Source organism: Micromonospora sp. CA-248089, from assembly GCF_050948515.1.
GTDB lineage: Bacteria > Actinomycetota > Actinomycetes > Mycobacteriales > Micromonosporaceae > Micromonospora.
This window is the reverse complement of sequence record NZ_CP192016.1, coordinates 3,489,243-3,507,841: the sequence shown is the minus strand read 5'-3', so window position 1 is coordinate 3,507,841 and position 18,599 is coordinate 3,489,243. Positions and strand designations below refer to the sequence as shown.

Annotated in this window: 23 protein-coding genes; 15 read left to right on the top strand and 8 right to left on the bottom strand. The window is 73.8% G+C overall.

Going from position 1 to position 18,599, the window contains the following annotated elements:
* Positions 1–89 precede the first annotated feature (89 nt).
* Positions 90–1,364 (top strand): D-alanyl-D-alanine carboxypeptidase family protein, encoded by a 1,275-nt coding sequence (locus ACQP26_RS16740; RefSeq protein WP_433493315.1) that lies wholly within the window; start codon positions 90–92, stop codon positions 1,362–1,364.
* Between the two features lie 15 nt (positions 1,365–1,379).
* On the opposite strand, the gene ACQP26_RS16735 is transcribed toward ACQP26_RS16740, so the two are convergent.
* The gene (locus ACQP26_RS16735) at positions 1,380–2,405 is read right to left on the bottom strand and encodes a LacI family DNA-binding transcriptional regulator (RefSeq protein ID WP_269705803.1); all 1,026 of its coding nucleotides are present in this window, start codon (positions 2,403–2,405) and stop codon (positions 1,380–1,382) included.
* A gap of 200 nt (positions 2,406–2,605) precedes the next feature.
* Here ACQP26_RS16735 and ACQP26_RS16730 point away from each other — a divergent pair, with 200 nt between their 5' ends.
* The 3 genes from ACQP26_RS16730 to ACQP26_RS16720 are packed head-to-tail and all read left to right on the top strand — an operon-like array spanning position 2,606 to position 4,995.
* On the top strand, positions 2,606–3,571 hold the full coding sequence (locus ACQP26_RS16730; protein WP_433493314.1) for an acetylxylan esterase: 966 nt from the start codon (positions 2,606–2,608) through the stop codon (positions 3,569–3,571).
* 60 nt (positions 3,572–3,631) lie between these two features.
* Complete coding sequence (locus ACQP26_RS16725) at positions 3,632–4,444, top strand: M15 family metallopeptidase (RefSeq protein ID WP_433496153.1); 813 nt, start codon at positions 3,632–3,634, stop codon at positions 4,442–4,444.
* Positions 4,445–4,488: 44 nt separating this feature from the next.
* Positions 4,489–4,995 carry a DinB family protein gene (locus tag ACQP26_RS16720; protein ID WP_269705805.1) on the top strand — a complete coding sequence of 169 codons (507 nt, stop codon included), beginning with the start codon at positions 4,489–4,491 and terminating at the stop codon, positions 4,993–4,995.
* Between the two features lie 28 nt (positions 4,996–5,023).
* Here the strand turns inward: ACQP26_RS16720 and ACQP26_RS16715 are convergent, their stop codons facing one another.
* Positions 5,024–5,797: an alpha/beta hydrolase gene (locus ACQP26_RS16715; protein ID WP_269705806.1), complete on the bottom strand. Its 774-nt coding sequence runs from the start codon at positions 5,795–5,797 to the stop codon at positions 5,024–5,026.
* A 147-nt stretch (positions 5,798–5,944) separates the two neighbouring features.
* Here ACQP26_RS16715 and ACQP26_RS16710 point away from each other — a divergent pair, with 147 nt between their 5' ends.
* Positions 5,945–6,337 carry a hypothetical protein gene (locus ACQP26_RS16710; protein WP_433493313.1) on the top strand — a complete coding sequence of 131 codons (393 nt, stop codon included), beginning with the start codon at positions 5,945–5,947 and terminating at the stop codon, positions 6,335–6,337.
* 330 nt (positions 6,338–6,667) lie between these two features.
* Positions 6,668–7,885, top strand: a complete 1,218-nt coding sequence (locus tag ACQP26_RS16705) for an RtcB family protein (RefSeq protein WP_433493312.1) — start codon at positions 6,668–6,670, stop codon at positions 7,883–7,885.
* Between the two features lie 32 nt (positions 7,886–7,917).
* Here the strand turns inward: ACQP26_RS16705 and ACQP26_RS16700 are convergent, their stop codons facing one another.
* The 5 genes from ACQP26_RS16700 to ACQP26_RS16680 all read right to left on the bottom strand — a co-directional run bounded on the left by ACQP26_RS16700 (position 7,918) and on the right by ACQP26_RS16680 (position 10,126).
* Positions 7,918–8,082: a hypothetical protein gene (locus tag ACQP26_RS16700; RefSeq protein ID WP_281577711.1), complete on the bottom strand. Its 165-nt coding sequence runs from the start codon at positions 8,080–8,082 to the stop codon at positions 7,918–7,920.
* Complete coding sequence (locus tag ACQP26_RS16695) at positions 8,079–8,297, bottom strand: helix-turn-helix domain-containing protein (protein WP_030499989.1); 219 nt, start codon at positions 8,295–8,297, stop codon at positions 8,079–8,081. Before ACQP26_RS16695 ends, ACQP26_RS16700 begins: the two co-directional genes overlap by 4 nt.
* On the bottom strand, positions 8,297–8,776 hold the full coding sequence (locus tag ACQP26_RS16690) for a DUF2975 domain-containing protein (RefSeq protein WP_433493311.1): 480 nt from the start codon (positions 8,774–8,776) through the stop codon (positions 8,297–8,299). The genes ACQP26_RS16695 and ACQP26_RS16690 overlap by 1 nt, the downstream gene beginning before the upstream one ends.
* Positions 8,777–8,807: 31 nt before the next feature.
* Positions 8,808–9,449, bottom strand: a complete 642-nt coding sequence (locus ACQP26_RS16685; RefSeq protein WP_433493310.1) for a dihydrofolate reductase family protein — start codon at positions 9,447–9,449, stop codon at positions 8,808–8,810.
* A gap of 83 nt (positions 9,450–9,532) precedes the next feature.
* Positions 9,533–10,126: an HD domain-containing protein gene (locus tag ACQP26_RS16680; RefSeq protein ID WP_269705814.1), complete on the bottom strand. Its 594-nt coding sequence runs from the start codon at positions 10,124–10,126 to the stop codon at positions 9,533–9,535.
* A 139-nt stretch (positions 10,127–10,265) separates the two neighbouring features.
* Here ACQP26_RS16680 and ACQP26_RS16675 point away from each other — a divergent pair, with 139 nt between their 5' ends.
* The 8 genes from ACQP26_RS16675 to ACQP26_RS16640 all read left to right on the top strand — a co-directional run bounded on the left by ACQP26_RS16675 (position 10,266) and on the right by ACQP26_RS16640 (position 16,794).
* Positions 10,266–11,225 carry a TolB family protein gene (locus ACQP26_RS16675; RefSeq protein WP_433493309.1) on the top strand — a complete coding sequence of 320 codons (960 nt, stop codon included), beginning with the start codon at positions 10,266–10,268 and terminating at the stop codon, positions 11,223–11,225.
* 106 nt (positions 11,226–11,331) lie between these two features.
* Positions 11,332–12,108 carry a methyltransferase domain-containing protein gene (locus ACQP26_RS16670; RefSeq protein WP_433493308.1) on the top strand — a complete coding sequence of 259 codons (777 nt, stop codon included), beginning with the start codon at positions 11,332–11,334 and terminating at the stop codon, positions 12,106–12,108.
* Positions 12,109–12,163: 55 nt separating this feature from the next.
* The gene (locus ACQP26_RS16665; protein ID WP_269705817.1) at positions 12,164–13,165 is read left to right on the top strand and encodes a hypothetical protein; all 1,002 of its coding nucleotides are present in this window, start codon (positions 12,164–12,166) and stop codon (positions 13,163–13,165) included.
* Positions 13,162–13,815: a hypothetical protein gene (locus ACQP26_RS16660; protein WP_433493307.1), complete on the top strand. Its 654-nt coding sequence runs from the start codon at positions 13,162–13,164 to the stop codon at positions 13,813–13,815. The genes ACQP26_RS16665 and ACQP26_RS16660 overlap by 4 nt, the downstream gene beginning before the upstream one ends.
* A 15-nt stretch (positions 13,816–13,830) precedes the next feature.
* On the top strand, positions 13,831–14,733 hold the full coding sequence (locus ACQP26_RS16655) for an inositol monophosphatase family protein (protein WP_433493306.1): 903 nt from the start codon (positions 13,831–13,833) through the stop codon (positions 14,731–14,733).
* Positions 14,734–14,943: 210 nt separating this feature from the next.
* Positions 14,944–15,987: a hypothetical protein gene (locus ACQP26_RS16650; RefSeq protein ID WP_269705820.1), complete on the top strand. Its 1,044-nt coding sequence runs from the start codon at positions 14,944–14,946 to the stop codon at positions 15,985–15,987.
* A complete protein-coding gene (locus ACQP26_RS16645; RefSeq protein ID WP_269705821.1) occupies positions 15,971–16,411 on the top strand; it encodes a hypothetical protein in 441 nt (146 codons plus the stop codon). Before ACQP26_RS16650 ends, ACQP26_RS16645 begins: the two co-directional genes overlap by 17 nt.
* Positions 16,411–16,794 carry a hypothetical protein gene (locus ACQP26_RS16640; protein ID WP_269705822.1) on the top strand — a complete coding sequence of 128 codons (384 nt, stop codon included), beginning with the start codon at positions 16,411–16,413 and terminating at the stop codon, positions 16,792–16,794. Before ACQP26_RS16645 ends, ACQP26_RS16640 begins: the two co-directional genes overlap by 1 nt.
* 15 nt (positions 16,795–16,809) lie before the next feature.
* Here the strand turns inward: ACQP26_RS16640 and ACQP26_RS16635 are convergent, their stop codons facing one another.
* Positions 16,810–17,586 carry an SDR family oxidoreductase gene (locus ACQP26_RS16635; RefSeq protein ID WP_433493305.1) on the bottom strand — a complete coding sequence of 259 codons (777 nt, stop codon included), beginning with the start codon at positions 17,584–17,586 and terminating at the stop codon, positions 16,810–16,812.
* A gap of 135 nt (positions 17,587–17,721) precedes the next feature.
* Here ACQP26_RS16635 and sigJ point away from each other — a divergent pair, with 135 nt between their 5' ends.
* On the top strand, positions 17,722–18,591 hold the full coding sequence (gene sigJ, locus ACQP26_RS16630) for an RNA polymerase sigma factor SigJ (protein ID WP_433493304.1): 870 nt from the start codon (positions 17,722–17,724) through the stop codon (positions 18,589–18,591).
* Positions 18,592–18,599: the final 8 nt, after the last annotated feature.

Genomic DNA, 18,599 nt, shown 5'->3' with positions numbered 1-18,599 from the left:
CGGCGGCACCCTACCGCCCGGTCCGGGCGGCGGAACGCGAATCCCGGACCCGGTGACCCGTTCGGGTCGGCGTGGCTAGCGTGCGGGTCATGAGGACCTGGGGATCCTTCGTGGCGCTGGCCGCCGCCCTGCTGGTGCCGGTGTCGGCGACGCCCGCTGTGGCGGGTGTCCGCGTGCCCGTACGCCGGCTGCCGGCCGCGCCGCCCTGCCCGAACGTGCCGCCTCCGGCGACCCGGCCGCCGCAGCCGCCGCCCGCGCCCGATCCGGCCGCGCGGGCCGTCGGCGGCGCCGCGCTCGACACCGCGGGCCTGATCGTCCCGCCCGCGTCGACGGTGCCACCGGCGGTGACAGCCACCTCGTGGGTGGTCGCCGACCTGGACAGCGGCGCGGTGCTCGGCGGCTGCGGCCCGCACGAGTACGGCGTGCCCGCGAGCGTCCAGAAACTGCTGCTCGCCGCCACCATGCTGCCCCGGCTGGACCCGAACCGGGAGGTCACGGTGACCGCCGGGGACCTGGCGGTGGAACCGGGCAGCTCGGCGGTGGGGCTGGTCGAGGGCGGGCGCTACCGGATCGAGACGATCTGGCTGGGACTGCTCCTCCGCTCCGGCAACGAGGCGGCCAACGCGCTCGCCCGTCTCGGAGGCGGCCCGGACGGACTGGCGGGCGGGGTACGGGCGATGAACGAGGAGGCGCACCGGCTCGGCGCCCGGCAGACACACGCGGTGACCCCGTCCGGGCTGGACGGGCCGGGGCAGTTCACCAGCGCGTACGACCTGGCGCTCATCGCGCGGGCGTGCTTCGCCGATCCGGCGTTCCGCCGGTATGCCGCGACCCGGTCCACGCAGATCCCGGCCCAGCCGGCGCGGCGGGCGAAGGGCTTCGCCATCTCCAACGACAACGTGCTGCTGGACCGGTACCCCGGCGCGATCGGCGGTAAGACCGGCTTCACCGACCTGGCCCGGCACACGTACGTCGGGGCGGCCGAGCGCGGCGGGCGGCGGCTCGTGGTCACGCTGCTGGGCGCCGAGGTGACCACGCAGCGCGGCTGGCAGCAGGGCGCGGCGCTGCTGGACTGGGGGTTCGCGCAGCCCCGCGACGCCGCGGTCGGCCGGCTGGTCGAGCCGGGGGAGCTGGACCGGTCCGCGCCACCGGCGGGCGGGGCGGCCTCGGCCCTGGCCGGGCACGCCGGTCTGCGCGGCGGGGCGGCGGCACCCGGACCGCGGCCCGGCACGGGGGTGACGGTGGCGGTGGGCGCGGTGCTCACGGCCGGGGGAGCGCTGCTGCTGGCCCGGCGTCGCCGCCACGCCGCCGCCATGTCGACCGGGTCGGCCCTGCGGGAGCCGGAAATTCCGGAACAGGACTGAAAAGAGCGGTCCGGGTCAGGGGCAGGCGGGCCCGGCGGTGCTGTCCCGAACCACGAGTTCGGTGGCCAGTTCGACCCGGGGCGAGTCGATCTCCTCGCCCTGGGCCAGCCGCAGGACGGTACGCGCGGCGAGCCGGCCCATCTCCACGAGCGGCTGGCGCACCGTGGTCAGCGGCGGGGAGGCCCACCGCGCCTCGGGCAGGTCGTCGAAGCCCACCACGCTCACGTCGTCGCAGACCCGCAGCCCGCGGCGGCGGACCGCCTCGTACACCCCGAAGGCCATCTGGTCGCTGGCGGCGAAGATGGCCGTCGGCGGGTCGTCCAGGTCGAGCAGCGCGCCACCGGCGGTGAACCCGGAGGCGTGGTAGAAGTCGCCCGGCTGCACCAGCCGGTCGTCGGCGGCGACCCCGGCGGCGGCCAGCGCGGCCCGGTAGCCGTCCAGCCGGGCGCGGCTGCACAGCAGGTGCGGCGGGCCGGCCACGAAACCGATCCGCCGGTGGCCGAGCTTGAGCAGGTGCTCGGTGGCGGCCAGGCCGCCGGTCCAGTTGGTGGCGCCGATCGCCGGCACGTCCGTGGCGGCCACACCGGCGGCCGGGTCGACCACCACCACCGGCACGTTGAGGCGCCGCAGCTGGGCCTGCACGGCCGGGCTCAGGTGCGAGGTCACCACGATCACGCCGTCGGACGCGCGGGCGCGCAGGTTGTGCAGCCACTGCCGGGTGGAGCTGGACTCGCGGTGGATCGCCGAGACGACGGTGCCCACACCGGCGGCGTGGCTGACGTCCTCGACCCCGCGGATGATCTCCACGGCCCACGGGCTGTCCAGGTCGTTGAAGACCAGGTCGACCAGGTCCGCCCGGCGCACCGTACGGCTGCCCCGGCGCCGGTAGCCGTGGTGGCGCAGCAGTTCCTCGACGCGCTCCCGGGTGTCCGGCGCGACGTCGGAACGCCCGTTGAGCACGCGCGACACGGTCGGGACCGAGACGCCGGCCTCCCGTGCGATCGCGGTGATGGTCACCCTGCGCTCGTCGTCCGCGCTCACCCGTGTTTCCCTTCGCCGGCTGCCGGAACCGACCGGTAGACCGTCCCGCCCCACGCACATCTTGCCGTACGGCGAGGGCTTGACGACAGGCCGGACCGGCCCTAGCGTTCGCCGGAGTTGCGGAAACGTTCCGGAAATGCACCCGTCATCTCCCGGCGGCTCGCCGTCCACCCCCGACGAACGACGAGGAAAACCGAGGCGTGTTCACCGACCTGGCCGAGGCCGAACTCCGTACCCACCGCAGCGACCTGCACGAACCGCCGGACTTCGACGCCTTCTGGGCTGACACTCTCGCACAGGCGCGCTCCTGCGGCGACCCCGTGTCCGCGACCCCGCTGTCCACTCCGCTGACCGGTGTCGACGTCTTCGACGTGACCTTCCCGGGCTTCGCCGGCCAGCCGATCCGCGCCTGGCTGCGGGTGCCGCGCGGCGCGACGGAGCCGCTGCCCACGATCGTGCAGTACGTCGGATACGGCGGCGGGCGCGGCCACGCGCTGGAGAACCTGCTCTGGTCCGCCGCCGGGTTCGCGCACCTCCAGATGGACACGCGCGGTCAGGGCTCGGGGTGGAGCCGGGGCGACACGCCCGACATCGCCGCCGCCGGACCGCAGGCGCCGGGCATGGCCACCCGCGGCATCGAGGACCCGAACCGGTACTACTACCGGCGCTTCCTCACCGACGCGGTCCGCGCCGTGGACGCCGCGTGCGAGCTGCCGGGCGTCGACCCGGACCGGATCGCCGTACTCGGGCACAGCCAGGGCGGCGCCGCCGCGCTCGCCGCCGCCGCCCTGGCGCCGAAGGTGCGGGCGGCGGTGGCGCTGGTGCCGTTCCTCTGCGACATCCCGCGCGCGATCACGATCACCGACACCACGCCGTTCCGGGAGATCCGCGACTACCTCGCCGTGCACCGCGACCGCGAGGAGCAGGTGCTGCGCACGCTCGGCTACGTCGACGGCGTCGCGTTCGCCCGCCGCGCCACGGTGCCGGCCCGCTTCTCCGTGGCGCTGATGGACGACATCGTGCCGCCGTCGACGGTCTACGCCGCCTACCACGACTACCGGGGCGACAAGGACCTGACGGTGTGGCGGTTCAACGGCCACGAGGCGGGCGGCATCGACGACGACGCCGCCGCCGTCGACTTCCTCCGTACCGTCCTGGGCGGCTGAGGACCGGTTCCGCCGATGCCGGCCCGCGAGGGCTGGTAGACACGGCGGATGGGCACCGGCATGCGCGCGACGGCGGTCCTGGCCGTCGCGGCCGCGCTGCTCGCCGCCGCCTGCCAGCGGCCCGCGCCGTCGCCGTCACCGTCCGCGCCGCCCTCACCCACGCCGACCGGCCCCCGGGCCCCGGCGGACATCGTGGACCTCGCCGCCGTCGACCCCACCGTCCGCACCGACATCCGGTACGCGGGTCCGCACAACTTCGTCGGCCGCCCGATCGACGGGTACGCCGAGCCGCGCTGCCTGCTCACCCGGCCGGCCGCGCAGGCGCTGCACCGGGTGCAGACCGCCGCGCTCGCCGGTGGGCACAGCCTCAAGGTGTACGACTGCTACCGCCCGCAGCGCGCGGCGGACGACTTCGTCGGCTGGGCGAAGGTCCCCGGCGAGCAGCGGATGAAGGGGGAGTTCTACCCGGAGGTGCCGAAGGACCGCCTGTTCGCCGACGGCTACATCGGCGCGCCCACCGCGCACAGCCGGGGCAGCACCGTCGACCTGACCCTGGTGCCGGTCTCCGCCGCCGCACAGCCCGCGTACACGCCCGGTGAGCCGCTCGTGCCGTGCACCGCACCGGCCGGCCGCCGCTTCGCCGACGACTCGATCGACATGGGCACCGGATTCGACTGCTTCGACCCGCGCGCCCACACCGCCGACGCGCGGATCACCGACACCGCCCGGAACAACAGGGACCTGCTGCGACGGCTGATGTCCGCGCAGGGCTTCGAGAACTATCCGCTGGAGTGGTGGCACTACCGGTACGTCGACGAGCCGTACCCGGACACCTGGTTCGACTTCCCGGTGGCCGGTTCGTCACTGCGGTGACGCGGTCGTCCCACCATGATCGATCGCGGCTAGGCTGGGCGCTCATGGAGACCGAACGGATCGGGCCGCCGCTGCTCGCCGACGAGCGGGAGTCGCTGCGCGCCTTCCTCGACTTCCACCGGGCCACGCTGGCCCTCAAGTGCGAGGGGCTGACCGACGAGCAGTTGCGCCGGGCGGCGTCGCCGCCGTCCACGCTGTCCCTGCTCGGCCTGGTCCGGCACATGGCCGAGGTGGAGCGCACCTGGTTCCGCCGGGTCATCGACGCGCAGGACGTACCGCTGGTGTGGTCGGACAGCGGCGACTTCCAGCGGGCGTACGACGCCGCCGACGCCGACGCGGCGGAGGCGTTCGAGGCGTGGCAGCGGGAGATCGAGCACGCCCGGCGCATCGAGCGGGAGGCCGAGTCCCTCGACGTGACAGGTCACCAGGCCCGCTGGGGCGAGGACGTCTCGCTGCGCCTGGTCATGCTGCACATGCTGCACGAGTACGCCCGCCACAACGGGCACGCCGACCTGATCCGCGAGGCGATCGACGGCACCGTCGGCGTCTGAGCCGGCCCGCTGCGCGCCCGCGCGTCGGTCAGCGCGTGCGCAGCGGCAGCCAGGCCAGCACGTCCTGAATCCGCGCGTCCCAGTACGCCCAGTCGTGGTCGCCCGGACCGAAGTCGACGGTGACCGGCACGTCGCGTTTGCGGGCCACGTCGAGGAACCGCAGGTTGTCCTCGTACAGGAAGTCCTCGGTACCGCAGGCGACGTAGAGCGCCGGGAGGTCGTCGCCGGCACGCTCCAGCAGCCCCACCGTGTCGTCGTCGGCGGGCACCGGGCCGTCACCCCAGACCGTGTGCCACACCGCCGGGTCGACCGGGTGGGTCGGGTGGTGACGGCGGCGGGTCACGTCCAGCGCGCCGGACAGGCTCGCCGCCGCCGCGAACCGCTCCGGCCGGCGCAGCGCCCACTTCACCGCGCCGTAGCCACCCATCGACAGACCCGCGACGAACGTGTCCTCCCGCCGGTCGGACAGCCGGAAGAACGACCGGCACACCTCGGGCAGTTCTTCACTGAGGAACGTCCAGTACCGGTTGCCGTGCGCCTCGTCGCAGTAGAAGCTCCGCTGCACCTGCGGCATCACCACGGCCAGCCCCAGCGGCGCCACGTACCGCTCGATCGAGGTGCGCCGCGTCCACACCGTGTCGTCGTCGGTCAGGCCGTGCAACAGGTAGAGCACCGGCGGGTCGCCGTCGGCGGCGGCGCCCGGCACACCGATCCCGGCCGCGCCCCGGTCCGGCAGCAGTACCGTCATCGACGTGCCCATGCCGAGCGCCTCGGAGAAGAAGTCACAGCGGATCAGCGCCATGAGGCGGCAGCGTACCTCGCAGGGGTTCGATGAGGGCGTTCCTATTGCCCCGGGACGGTCGTACGGGACAGGATGGCCGTGCGTGCCGGTAACACACCCGTAACCTGCGCGCTGCTGGTCTCTGTCACAAGGAAGTGGGAGTCAGGCATGAGCGACGTGTCCGCCGCACTGGGTGTGCGCCTCTACCCGGATCTGGTCGAGCCCGGCGGTCTTGCCCCCGCACTCGTGGCGACCGCCGCCGCACAGCAGCTCGATGTCGGCGAGGTGACCGCGCCCGAGCAGGGGCGCAGCCGGTTCACCTGCGCCGAGATGACCTCTCCCCGGGGCGTCGTCTGCGTCAGCCTCGGCTCCCAGGCCCGCTACTTCATGATCGACCTGCGGGTGGACGGCGACGTCCAGGCCCGTGGTGACGCCACCGACCTGCTCCAGGTCGCGCAGGTCGCCGCCGCGTGGCGGGCCGGCATCACGCTCGCCGAGCTGACCGCGCGCTACCCCTTCATGGAGGAGATGCGCCGCCACCCGGTGGCCCACGCCGGCTAGCCGCCGGGCACTCGTCACGTCGCGCCCTTCGCCGCCCACGCGCGAAGCAATATCGCGTTGCCGCCCGTGCGCGGCGGCCGTACCGTGAACGGGCAACGTCGATCTGATCCACCAGGGGAGCCTGCCGTGTCGCAGCAGAACCGCACCCGCGCCGAGCGGCAAGCGTCGCGCGCCGGTGTCCTGCGGCCCGAACCGGGCACGGGCCGGCGACGGCAGTGGCAACCAGGGTGGTGGCGCGTCTAGCGCCGGCGCGACGATCCGCGCGAACCGCCCGCCCCGACACCGGAGCCGGGCGGTTCTCCGTGTCCGGGGTACCTATCTCAGACGGACATGAGCGAGGAGACGACGACGGGTTTCACCCCGCTGGCCGGTACCCGGGCGCCGGTCCGGGTTTGGACCGACCCGTACGCGATCGAGACGCAGGCGGCCCGGCAGCTGCGCAACATCGGCGCGCTGCCGTGGGTGCAGAGCGTCGCGGTGATGCCGGACGTGCACTTCGGCAAGGGCGCCACGGTCGGCTCGGTGATCGCGATGCGGCAGGCCGTGTCGCCGGCCGCGGTCGGCGTGGACATCGGCTGCGGCATGTCCGCGGTGCGGACCTCGCTGACCGCCGCCGACCTGCCCGACGACCTCGCGCCGCTGCGTTCGGCGATCGAGGCGGCGATCCCGGTCGGCTTCGCGATGCGTGACGACGCTGTCGATCCGCGCCGGGTGCGGGGTCTGGAGCAGGCGGGCTGGGACGACTTCTGGCGGCGGTTCGGCACGCTGGACCGGAAGGTTGCCCAGCTCGAGACGCGGGCGCAGCGGCAGCTCGGCACGCTCGGCGGCGGCAACCACTTCATCGAGGTCTGCCTGGAGCAGGGCGGCCCGGACGACGGCCGGGTCTGGCTGATGCTGCACTCCGGTTCCCGCAACATCGGCAAGGAACTCGCCGAGCGGCACATGGCGGTGGCGCGCGGTCTGCCGCACAACGTCGACCTGCCGGACCGGGACCTCGCGGTGTTCCTCGCCGGCACGCCCGAGATGGACGCGTATCGGCGGGACCTGTGGTGGGCGCAGGAGTACGCCCGCCGCAACCGGGCGGTCATGCTCGCGCTGCTGAGCCAGGTGGTCCGGGACGCGTTCCCGCACGTCGGCTACGACGAGCCGATCTCCTGCCACCACAACTACGTGGCGGAGGAGACCTACGACGGGGTGGACGTGCTGGTGACCCGCAAGGGCGCGATCCGGGCCGGCAAGGGGGACCTGGGCATCATCCCCGGCTCGATGGGCACCGGGTCGTACATCGTGCGCGGCAAGGGCAACCTCGACGCGTACTGCTCGGCGTCGCACGGGGCCGGGCGGCGGATGTCGCGGGGGCAGGCGAAGCGGACGTACAGCACGGCGGATCTGGCCGCGCAGACCGCCGGGGTGGAGTGCCGCAAGGACGCCGGGGTGGTCGACGAGATCCCCGGGGCGTACAAGGACATCACCGAGGTGATGGCCCAGCAGGACGACCTGGTCGAGGTGGTCGCCCACCTCAAGCAGGTCGTCTGCGTGAAGGGCTGAGCGGCAGGGCCGGCGTCGAGGGGGCGCCGGCCCTACCGGGTACGCCGGGCGACGCGGACGCCGATGGCGACCGCGCCGATGACGAGCAGCGCGGACAGGAGCTGGAGGCCGGGAGAGTCGTCGGCCTCGCCGTACACGAAGCCGGCGACGCCGAGCACGACGGCGAGCAGGGCGACGGCGGCGGCCAGGTATCTCATCGCTCCTCCTCGTCGGGGACCCATTCGAGCAGGTCGCCGGGCTGGCAGTCGAGCACCCGGCACATGGCCTCCAGGGTGCTGAACCGGACGGCCTTGGCGCGGCCGTTCTTGAGTACGGCGACGTTCGCAGGGGTGAGCCCGACGCGCTCGGCGAACTCGCCGACGCTCATCTTGCGCTTGGCCAGCTCCACGTCGATGCGCACGACGATCGGCATCAGATCACCGCTTCCATGTCGGTGCGCAGCGTGGTGGCCTGCCGCAGCAGCGCGCGCAGGACGACCATCAGCAGCCCCAGCACGCTGACGCCGGTGACCAGCAGGAACAGCAGCAGCGGCAGCCCGGGGTCGTCGGCGTTGAAGCCGACGTAGAGAAACACGCCGACGAGCACCACCCAGGCGGCGACGACCGCCCAGACGATTCCGTCGACCCAGCGCAGGGACGCCTCGGTGAAGATGCGGTCGCGCTTGACCAGGGTGAGCAGCTGCCAGGTGCAGACGATCACCACCTGCACGCAGAGCACCCAGAAGACCGTGACCGCGGTGGCGGGCCAGCGCAGGTACGCCATGTCCGGGTCTTCCCGGGCCATGTGGGCGAACTGGCCGGGCAGCGACATGGTCTGGAACAGCACCAGGACCGCGAACAGCAGGACCAGGAAGGCGCGGAGTGGTGTGACCGCGCGTTGAGCGGTAAGCATGCATCGACTATCGCGCGGAACCTATCGAAAGTCAATCGGTATCGCCCGTGTGGCGGCCGACGGCGTAGCGGACGTGGACGGCGTACCGCGAGTGGTGCACCGCGCGGATCTCCAGGTCGACGTCCCGGTCGAAGCCCTCGAAGAGCCGCTTCCCACCGCCGAGGACCACCGGAGCCGTGGACAGGCCCAGCTCGTCGACCACGCCGGCCGCGAGCGCCTGCCGGATGACGTCGGCGCCCCCGCCGATGACCACCGCGCCGTCCCCCGCCGTACGCCGGGCCGCCGCCAGCGCCGCGTCGAACCCGTCGACCATGAGGAAACCGGCGCTCGGATCGGGCTGGTCGGCGGTGCGGTGGGTCAGCACGACCAGGGGCGCCTGGAACGGGTTCCGGCCGCCCCAGGCGCCGGCGGCGTCGTACATGCCCCGGCCGCACAACGCCGCGCCGGCACCCGCCAGCAGCTCGTCGAAGTACGCGCGGTCCTCGGCGGTCATGCCGGCACCGGGTTCGCGTGGCGTGTCGTACGTCCACGGCCCGCCCATCACCCAGTAGTGCAGCCGCTCGCCGCCGATGCCCAGCCCCTGACCCGCGTGGTCGTCGGGACCGGTGACGTAGCCGTCCAGGGAGACGGTGACGAACGCCCGTACCCGGCCCCGCGCTTCGGTGGTGCTCATGCTTCCTCCCGGAGATTCGGAGAACACCGACTCACCGAAGACCGCGCACCGGCACCGGACTCATCGCCGTCCGCGGTCCGGCGTCAGCCGTACACCGGATGTTCGGCCTGGAACGCCAGCCGGCGATCCGCGCCGGCGGCCAGCTCGGCGAGCACGTCGTCCAGGTCCAGGAACGTCTGCCAGCGCTCCTGGCCGGTGATGCCGGCGAGCCGGTCGACCACGAGCTGCTCCAGGTCGGTGACCCGGCGGCCCTTCCACACCTTGTCGGCGAGGCTGACCATCAGGTCCTCCAGCTGTACGCCGGGGGAGTGCCAGGCGGCGTGGGTGACGGCGAAGCGGGCCCGCTCCTCCGGTACGCCGAAGCGCAGCAGCAACTGGTAGCCCGCCTCCTCGTGCGCGGACCCCGGGCCGGTCAGCTCGGCCGGATGCTCGACCTTGCCGAGATCGTGCACCGCCGCACCGAACAGCACCGCCTGCCTGTCGAACGGCACCGCGGCGAACCGGTCGGCGAACGCGGCGGTCAGGTGCCAGGCGACGTCGTGCACCAGCCGCAGGTGCGCGCCCAGGCGCGGCGGGGCGTCGAGTGCGGCCAGCAGCTCGACCGCCACCCCGGGCAGCGGGAGCAGCGGCGGCTCGCCCGGTTCGGTGAGGGCGCGGCGCAGCGCGTCGGAGGTCATCGGGGCGAGCGTACCGGGCCGCCGTGGTCTCACCTGTGGTGATGGACGAGCAGCCGAACGTGAAGCGGCCACTCGTCCGATTCCGGTGCGTCGATCCACTCGGGAGGGTGAGGGCCACGTCTCACACGGGGGTTGTCGAATGACCGCACTGAATCGTCGTGCCCTGCTGCGTACCGCCGCGCTGACCGGGCTGGCCACCGCGACCGGGCTGGCCGCCGCGTCCCACGCCGCGTCCGCCGCACCGGCCGCCGCCGACGTGGTGAACGGGCCGTGGCTGGTCAGCGTCGGCTGGGGCGTGCTCCAGGTCGACCCGGGCCGCACCACGCCGCGGGAGCTGCTGCCGAACGGGGACCACGCCAAGACCTCGCCGGACGGCCGGTACGTGGCCTGGGTCAACACGGGCCGCTCGGGCGACGGCACGCTGGAGCCGTTCGTGGCGGTGTACGACCGGACCACCGGCCTGAAGCGCACGCTGCTCGCCGACCCGTTCGGCGTCCGCTACGGCGCGCCGACCTGGTCGCCGGACGGGCGGGAGATCGCGCTCGTCACCGGGCAGAACAACGACCGCCTGATCGCCGTCGACGTGGCGACCGGCGCCACCCGCGTGCTGGTCGAGGGGCACGTCATGATTGACCCGGACTGGTCCCGGGACGGCTCGATGATCGTCGTACGGTGGCGCAGCCGTTCGCAGGGCTGGCAACTGCGGGTGCTGGAACTCGCGACCGGCACGGTCCGGCCGATCTACACGCCGGTGGCGGGCGAGAGGTTCGACTCGCCGGTCTTCATGCCCGACTCCGGGCGCGTGGTGTTCTGCACCGACCGCTGGTATCCCGAGCTGGAGACGCTCAACCAGTCGCTCGCCTCGGTGCGGATCAACGGGACCGGGCTGAGGAAGCTCACCGACGAGCCCCGGTTCTACCTGTCGCCGGTGTTCTCCCCGGACGGCCGCTACTGCGCCGCGCTGTCGATCCCGCCGGAGAACGAGTACCCCGACGGCGGCAACATCATCGTGTCCACCAGCGGCTTCGGCGAGCAGTGGTGGATCCCCGGCGACGAGTACGACGACAGCACCCGGCTGGACTGGGCACGCGCGATCTGACGTGGCGGGCGCGCGCATCGCGACCGGATGCGCGCCCCCGGGCGCGCCCGGTGCGAGGCTTGGAGCGGACGCCGCCGACGGGGCCGGCGTCCGCTGTGGAGGGGTGATGGCCGAGCCGCCGACCGGGACGTCGTCGCACCGCGCGCAGGCGCACGGAAGGCACGCCAACCACCGCCGCTACCACGACGGCGCCGAGGTCGACGGGTACGTCGACGATCCGTACCACCGGGTGCGCCGCGCGGTCGCGGCCCGGCTGATGGCCGAGGGGGTGACCGGCCGCGGACCGGTGCTGGAACTGGGCTGCGGGCCGCGTGGCATGCTCGACCCGGCCGCGCTGCCCGGCCCGGTGGTGCTGGCCGACACGGCCGAGGCGGCGCTGCGCACGGCCCGCGCGGCGGCCGGTGGACGGGGGCCGGCGGTCTGCCTGGACGCCACCCGCGGGCTGCCGTTCCGGGCGGGCAGCTTCGCCGGGCTGCTCGCCGGGGAGCTGATCGAGCACGTGTACGACCCCCTCGCGCTGCTGCGGGAGTGCCACCGGGTGCTGGCGCCCGGCGGCCTGCTGGTGCTCACCACCCCGAACCTGGCGCCGGTGCAGGACCGGCTGGCGTTCCTCGCCGGCCGGGCGCCGCGCCAGGTCGACCCGCTGCACCCCTATCTGTGGCTGCACATCCGTCCGTTCACCGCCTCGCTGCTGCGCCGCACGCTGCGCCGGGCCGGTTTCACGCCGGTGGCGCTGCGGTCCAACGAGGTCGGCTGGCGGCTGCCGGGCGGCCGGTGGGTGGCGTCGCGCCGGCTGGCCCGCGCCGCACCCGGGCTGGGCGGTTCGCTGATCTGCGCCGCCCGTCGGCAGGGCGGACCGCCACCGGCCGGAAACAGGGTGTGATGGCGACATTGACAACGGGCTATCATGGAGGTTCCGTCGTCGACCGGGGGATGTCATGACGCGCCTGCTCGCCTGGGTCGTGACCAATCTCGACGCGTTCATCGGCCTCGTCCTGGCGCTCACGGTGTCCGTGCTCGGCCTCACCAACGCGGTCGACCAGGAAGTCGTCAACAGCGCGATCCTGCTGGTCCTGGGCCTGCTGGCGCAGGCGATGCTGCGCGACCGGCTCCGCCGGCGCACCACCGAGCGGGAGGTCCGCCAGGTCATCTCGGACACCCGCGACCGGCTGACCGACCTGGTGCCGCAGATGAAGGAGATCACCGGCCCGGAGGGCGCGCTGAACCGGGCCCGCGAGGCCATCGACAGCGTCTCCATGGTGCGCGTCCTGCACGGCAGCGAGGTCGGCCAGGCGCTCGCCGAGGCCCGGCGGCACACCGACCAGTGGAGCTTCAAGGGCGGCACCGGCACCTTCCTGCGCGCGGTCACGTTGCCGGACTGCCTGGAACACGCCCGGCGGCGCAACGCCACGCTCACCGTCGCGATCGAGATCATCGACCCGACCGACGAGGAGGTCTGCGAGCGGTACGCGCGGTTCCGGCGCAGCCTCGACCCGGACGCGCCGGGGGAGCCGTGGACCGTCGACCGCACCCGCAAGGAGTCGTACGCGACGGTGCTGGCCGCCTGCTGGCACCTGCAGCGCTCCGGCCTGCTCACCGTCGACGTCCGGCTGTCCGCGCAGATGACCACGTTCCGCTACGACCTCTCCTCGTCCTGCGTCGTCATCACCCAGGAGAACCCGCAGACGCCCGCGCTGCGCATCGACCGCGGCGAGGTCTACTACAACCGTTTCAACATCGAGCTGGACTACAGCCGCCGGCAGAGCCGGCGCGTGCCGATTGAGGCCGCGGCCCAGGTCAAGCTCGACGACGAGCCGTCGGTCGAGCAGGTGCGGCGGTTGTTCACCGCCCTCGGCCTGACGCTGCCCCGGTCCTTCGGCGACCGCGAGGTCGCCGACATCATCGGCAAGGCCGTCCAGGCGAGGAACCCCTACTCATGACCAGTTTCGCCGACCTCGAACGGGAGATCGACCGGGGCACCCGGCCGGAGGTGCTCCGCGACTGGGTGCTGGACGTGCTCGGCGACGTCGCGGAGGGACGCCGGCCGCTCCGCGCGGTCCGGCACCCGCTCGGCTTCACCTGCCTGCCGGTGGAACGCGACGGCCCGGACGGCATCTGCGTGCACGCCTGGCCGGCCGACCCGCCGCCGGTGCGCCCGACCACCTCCACCATGCACTCGCACAGCTGGGACCTGCTCAGCCACGTGCTGCACGGCACCGTCCGCAACGAGCTGATCGAGGTCGACGACGCGCCGGCCGACCCGGCCTGGCGGATCTACGAGGTGCACAGCCTCGGCGAGGTGGACGAGATGGCCGCCACCGACCGGCTGGTCACCGCGACGACCGCGACGGTGGAGACGCACTCGGCCGGTGACTCGTACGCGCTGCGCGCCGGCGGCTTCCACACCTCGGAGGTCGACGCCGGTGAACCGGCGGTGACGGTGGCGCTCGGCCGGACCACTCCCGGCGCGTGCGATTTGAGCCTCGGCGCGGTGGACGGGCGCAGCCACCGGGTACGCCGGGACCGCTGCGACGCGGCGGAGACCGCGCGGATGGCGCGGGAGATCGCGCGACTGGTGGCACGGGGCTGACTGGCTGGAGGAGCCATGGACGTGGAGCCGAGCAGAGGCGGGCCCGACCTGCGCGACGCGCACCGCTTCGCGGTGGAGGCCGCCCAGGCGGCGGGCCGCCTGCTGCGCCGGGGCACCCGGGGGGAGGTGCACGCCCGGGCCAAGAACGACACCGGTGACCTGGTGACCGACCTCGACCTGGCCGCCGAGCGGCTGATTGTCGACCGGATCCGGGCCCGCTGGCCGGAGCACGGCGTGATCGCCGAGGAGGGCGGCGAGTACGCCCCGGACACCACCTGGGCGTGGCTCGTCGACCCGCTCGACGGCACCAACAACGTCGCGATCGGACTGCCCGCGTACGTGGTGGGGATCGCCCTGTGCGACAACGGCTCGCCGGTGCTCGGCGTCGTGCACGACCCGGTCGCCGGCCGGACCTGGTCGGCGGTGCGCGGCCGGGGCGCGTTCGTGCACGCGTCCGGCCCGGCCGCGCGGCCGCTGCGCGCCGCGCAGCGTCCGGTGCCGTCCGCGCCGGTGCTGGCCTGGACCCAGGGGCATGAGGTACGCCGGGACGACAGCACCGCCCGGGCGCTGAAGGTGGTGCTCGACACCAGCGCCCGCCGGGTGCTGCAACTGTGGGCGCCGCTGCTGTCGTGGGTGATGCTGGCCCGCGGCGACATCGACGGCATCGTCGGCTACCGCCCCGAGGCGGTCGACCTGCCGGCCGGGATGCTGCTCGCCGCCGAGGCCGGCATGGCGGTGCGCGCGCTCGACGGCGGCACGTTCGACGACAGGTACGGCTGCCCGGCGGACCGGCGCAGCTTCGTGGCCGGGCCGCCGGAGACCATCGACCGGCTGGTCAAGCTGGTCACCGCGGCACAGTGGATCGAACCGCAGGTGCGCCGCCTCACCCCTGTCGGTCTCGGCTCGGTCGGCTGGTGAGCCGGTTCGGGCTCGACCCGGACGGCTACGAGGTCATGGCCGAGCAGTTCCATCCCGTCACGGGCGCCTGACCGTACGTGCCGGATGCCGCCGACTGTTCATAGGATTCGATGCCACATGTGCGTCGCTAGGCTCCTCGCGTGTTCTCACCCCCCACCGGATCCGTTGGTCCATGTCGGACGCCAGTAGGCCGGCCCGTCTCGTCCCGTCATGGCTGAGCCGGACGGCTACTGGACGGATGTCCGGGCGCGCTGGTCGCGGGTCGTGTCCGCCGTCGAGAATTCCGGCGACGGTCACCCGCCGGGTGGGCGGGTCACCGTCGCCGAGACCGGCCGACGTCCCACGAGCCAGATCATCCCGGTCCTGATCGCAGGTCAGCGCGGAGTCGGCAAGAGCGCGCTGTATCAGGCGTTGCTCGGCGACAACGGCTACGTCCGGCGACGGGACGAGGACCATGTGCCGCACCGCCTCGTGCTCGCGTCCGGCCGGCGCCAGGCCCATGTGACGCTGGTGGTGAGCCCCGGTCAGACCGCGGGCGGCGACTACTCGTCCGGCGAGGTGGACAAGTGGGACGCCATGCTGAAGCCGCCGAACTACCCGACGGGCGTCATCTACGTCGCAGCGGCCGGGTACGACGAGCCGTGGGACCCCCGCGAGGTCAACGTCCTCGAGGAGCGGCGGCAGCGGCGTGAGGCCGAGCTTCGCCGCCAGGTCGAGGACCGGCTCTGGGAACAGTGGCGGGCCTCGCGCGACGCGACGCCCACGGACGAGGAGGAGCGGGTCCGGGCCGGCCAGATCCGCCGGGAGGTCGAGGAGGCGATCCCGTCGCCGTCCGAGCAGCTCTGGGAACAGAACCGGAACGTCGAACTCGAGCACTTCTCCCGGTTCTGCCAGAACCTTCTGCCCTGCTGGGTCGACAATCCGGCCGCCAAGGACCTGTGGTTCATCCTGGCGGTCAGCAAGGCCGACCTCTACTGGAACGACCAGTTGGGCCAGGTCGAGAACTACTACCTGCCGGGTGCCGACGGTGAGCCGGCTACCGAGTTCCAGCGGCAGCTCGTCCATCTCATCCGTGCCTTCGGCCACCGCAACCGTCCTCGGCTGGCCGTCCTGCCGGTCGCCGGACGCCGGCAGGACTACCGCTTCCTCCCGGGAGTCGGTGAGAAACAGGCGATGTTCGACGACATGAAATTCGCCGCGGTGCAGCGACGCCTCCGGACGACAGTGGGAGAGTTCTGTGGGCTCGATTCCTGAACGCGGCGACCTGTCCGGTCCGGAGTTCGAGCGCCTGCTGCGCGGGGCGGAACACCTGCTGGCGCGGGTGGACGCGGCGCGCGAGCGGCTGCGCCACTACCAGACGCTGCGAGCGGTCGTCCTGGCCGTCCTGGCCCTGGCCGGGCTGGTGACGGCGCTGTCGGCGTCCGACTGGTGGACCGGGGCGGGGGTCGCGGCGGGCGCCGCGGTGATCGTCGCCTGGTTCGCCGCCACCGTGCGGCGCAGCGTCGTGAGGCCGCTGCTGAGCCAGATCTATCGCGACGAGAAGCTGATGGTCGCCACCGTCAACATGCTGCGCGAGGTGCTGCCGCTGCTGAGCCACGACGAGCGGTGGAGCGAGGTCAGGCAGGATCGGAGCCGGCTGCGCCTCGGTCGTTTCCCCATCGAGCCTCGGGGACTGTGATGGCGCGGGCGGAGAACGCGGCGGGCAGCCGGCGTGAGGCCGGCATCTGGCTCGTCGCCGGACGGGTCGGTGTCGCCCTCGGCGTGGTCAACGGGGTCGTGCAGGTCGTCCGCACCGTCGTCGCCGGGCGGGTCGGGATCCGCGGCGTGCTCGCCGACGGGTGGGTGCTGGGAAGCGCGGCGCTGACCGGGGGTTTCGCCCTGGTGTTCGGAGCGGTGATGGTGGTGTACGCGCGCTACTGGTTCCGGTCGAGCCCGTTCGACGACTTCCGCCCGGACCGGCAGTCGGTGCGCCGGCGCATCCACCGCGGCGGCTGGAGTCTGGCCGGGGTCGGCGCGGTGATCCTCGCCGTCACCGGGGCGGCCTGGGCGGCCCTGCGCTGAGCGTCCCGGGGCCGGTCAGGCGACCGGCCGCGACGGCGCCCGCCCGGCCAGGAAGTCGGCCCAGGTCCGCACGCCTCTCGCTGCACCGGGCCGGGCCAGGTTCGCGCCCTCCCGGTACGCACGGCCGGCCCGCCCGGGGATGCGTACCGGCAGCCGCGCCCGGCGCTTCCCGGTAGCGCTCAGGTAGCCGGTCAGCAGGTCGCCGACGCCGTGGATGTCCGGCCCGGCCAGGTCCGACACCAGCCCAGCGGGCGCGCCCAGCGTCAGCTCGGCCAGGCGGGCCGCCACCTCGGCCGCGTCGACCGGCTGCAACCGCAGGCCGCCCGGCACCGGCACCACCGGCAGTCTCGTCATCGCCGTCAGCATGGTGAGCACAAGGTCGTGGACCTGCGCGGAGCGCAGCACCGTCCACGGGACGCCGGAGTCCGTCACCGCGCGCTCGGCGTCCAGCTTGGACCGTGTCCAGGCCAGCGGCACCCGGTCGGCGCCGGTCACCGAGATGTGCACCAGGTGCGTCACGCCGGCCCGGCGCGCGGCCCGGACCAGGTGGGCGGTGGCGCGGTCGTCGCCCTTCGCGCCGCCGGCCAGGTGCAGCACCGTGGACACCCCGCGCAGGGCGGGGGCGAGGTCGGTGCCGGTGAGCAGGTCGGCGGTCACGTGGGTGACGCCGTCGCCGGGCTGTCCGCCGCGCCGGCTGAGCACGCGTACCGGGTGTCCGGCGGCGCGCAGCAGCGGTACGACGTGCTGCCCGATCGTGCCGGTGCCGCCGGTGACCAGGATCTGTGCGGTCATTCGTCGTTCTCCCGTCGTCGGTCTGCCACGTCGACCCGCGCGGGCCCGCCGACGTGACAGGTGTGACGACGGTCACCTCCGGTCACGTCGGCGGCACCCGGCGGGTCGAGACGACGTGCGGGAGGGGAGGCTCAGGTGGTGGACACCCGGCTGGCGGAGCGGTTCGAGGGGGAGCGGCCGCGGCTGCGCGCGGTGGCGTACCGGCTGCTCGGGTCGCTCACCGACGCCGAGGACGCGGTGCAGGAGACCTGGCTGCGGCTGTCCCGTACCGACGCGACCACTGTCGACAAACTGGACGCCTGGCTGACCACGGTGGTCGCCCGGGTCAGCCTCAACACGCTGCGGTCCCGCGCGGCCCGCCGGGAGGACCCGCTGGACGTCCGCCTGCCCGACCCGGTGGTGGACACCGGCGCCGGCGACCCGGCGCATGCCGCGGTGCTCGCCGACTCGGTGGGGCTGGCGCTGCTGGTGGTGCTGGACACGCTGGCCCCGGCCGAGCGGCTCGCGTTCGTGCTGCACGACATGTTCGGCGTGCCGTTCGACGAGATCGGCCCGCTCGTCGACCGCTCACCGGCGGCGGCACGGCAGCTCGCGAGCCGGGCCCGCCGACGGGTACGCGGACAGGCGCCCGTACCCGATCCGGACCTGGCCCGTCAGCGGGCCGTGGTGGACGCGTTCCTCGCCGCCGCCCGCGACGGCGACCTCGACGCGCTGATCGCGGTGCTGCACCCGGACGCGGTGCTGCGCTCCGACGCGGGGACCGCCCGCTCCCGCCACACTGTCGTGTTCAGCGGCGCGACGACGGTGGCTGCGCAGGCCACCACGTTCGGCCGCTTGTTCCCGTACGCCCGGCCGGTGCTCGTCAACGGCGCCGCCGGGGTGCTGGTGAGCGCCGGGGACCGCGCGCTGTCGGTGATGGCGTTCACCGTCACCGGCGGCCGGATCGCCGCCGTGGACGTGATCGCCGACCCGCGCCGCCTGGCCGCGCTCGGTCTCGCCGGCTGATCCGGAGC

Bases quoted from the DNA above. Each gene is read 5' to 3' on its own strand.
- ACQP26_RS16740 (WP_433493315.1), top strand. From the start codon at position 90: ATGAGGACCTGGGGATCCTTCGTGGCGCTGGCCGCCGCCCTGCTGGTG.
- ACQP26_RS16725 (WP_433496153.1), top strand. From the start codon at position 3,632: ATGCGCGCGACGGCGGTCCTGGCCGTCGCGGCCGCGCTGCTCGCCGCC.
- ACQP26_RS16720 (WP_269705805.1), top strand. From the start codon at position 4,489: ATGGAGACCGAACGGATCGGGCCGCCGCTGCTCGCCGACGAGCGGGAG.
- ACQP26_RS16715 (WP_269705806.1), bottom strand. From the start codon at position 5,797: ATGGCGCTGATCCGCTGTGACTTCTTCTCCGAGGCGCTCGGCATGGGC.
- ACQP26_RS16710 (WP_433493313.1), top strand. From the start codon at position 5,945: ATGAGCGACGTGTCCGCCGCACTGGGTGTGCGCCTCTACCCGGATCTG.
- ACQP26_RS16705 (WP_433493312.1), top strand. From the start codon at position 6,668: ATGAGCGAGGAGACGACGACGGGTTTCACCCCGCTGGCCGGTACCCGG.
- ACQP26_RS16700 (WP_281577711.1), bottom strand. From the start codon at position 8,082: ATGAGATACCTGGCCGCCGCCGTCGCCCTGCTCGCCGTCGTGCTCGGC.
- ACQP26_RS16695 (WP_030499989.1), bottom strand. From the start codon at position 8,297: ATGCCGATCGTCGTGCGCATCGACGTGGAGCTGGCCAAGCGCAAGATG.
- ACQP26_RS16690 (WP_433493311.1), bottom strand. From the start codon at position 8,776: ATGCTTACCGCTCAACGCGCGGTCACACCACTCCGCGCCTTCCTGGTC.
- ACQP26_RS16685 (WP_433493310.1), bottom strand. From the start codon at position 9,449: ATGAGCACCACCGAAGCGCGGGGCCGGGTACGGGCGTTCGTCACCGTC.
- ACQP26_RS16680 (WP_269705814.1), bottom strand. From the start codon at position 10,126: ATGACCTCCGACGCGCTGCGCCGCGCCCTCACCGAACCGGGCGAGCCG.
- ACQP26_RS16675 (WP_433493309.1), top strand. From the start codon at position 10,266: ATGACCGCACTGAATCGTCGTGCCCTGCTGCGTACCGCCGCGCTGACC.
- ACQP26_RS16670 (WP_433493308.1), top strand. From the start codon at position 11,332: ATGGCCGAGCCGCCGACCGGGACGTCGTCGCACCGCGCGCAGGCGCAC.
- ACQP26_RS16665 (WP_269705817.1), top strand. From the start codon at position 12,164: ATGACGCGCCTGCTCGCCTGGGTCGTGACCAATCTCGACGCGTTCATC.
- ACQP26_RS16660 (WP_433493307.1), top strand. From the start codon at position 13,162: ATGACCAGTTTCGCCGACCTCGAACGGGAGATCGACCGGGGCACCCGG.
- ACQP26_RS16655 (WP_433493306.1), top strand. From the start codon at position 13,831: ATGGACGTGGAGCCGAGCAGAGGCGGGCCCGACCTGCGCGACGCGCAC.
- ACQP26_RS16650 (WP_269705820.1), top strand. From the start codon at position 14,944: ATGGCTGAGCCGGACGGCTACTGGACGGATGTCCGGGCGCGCTGGTCG.
- ACQP26_RS16640 (WP_269705822.1), top strand. From the start codon at position 16,411: ATGGCGCGGGCGGAGAACGCGGCGGGCAGCCGGCGTGAGGCCGGCATC.
- ACQP26_RS16635 (WP_433493305.1), bottom strand. From the start codon at position 17,586: ATGACCGCACAGATCCTGGTCACCGGCGGCACCGGCACGATCGGGCAG.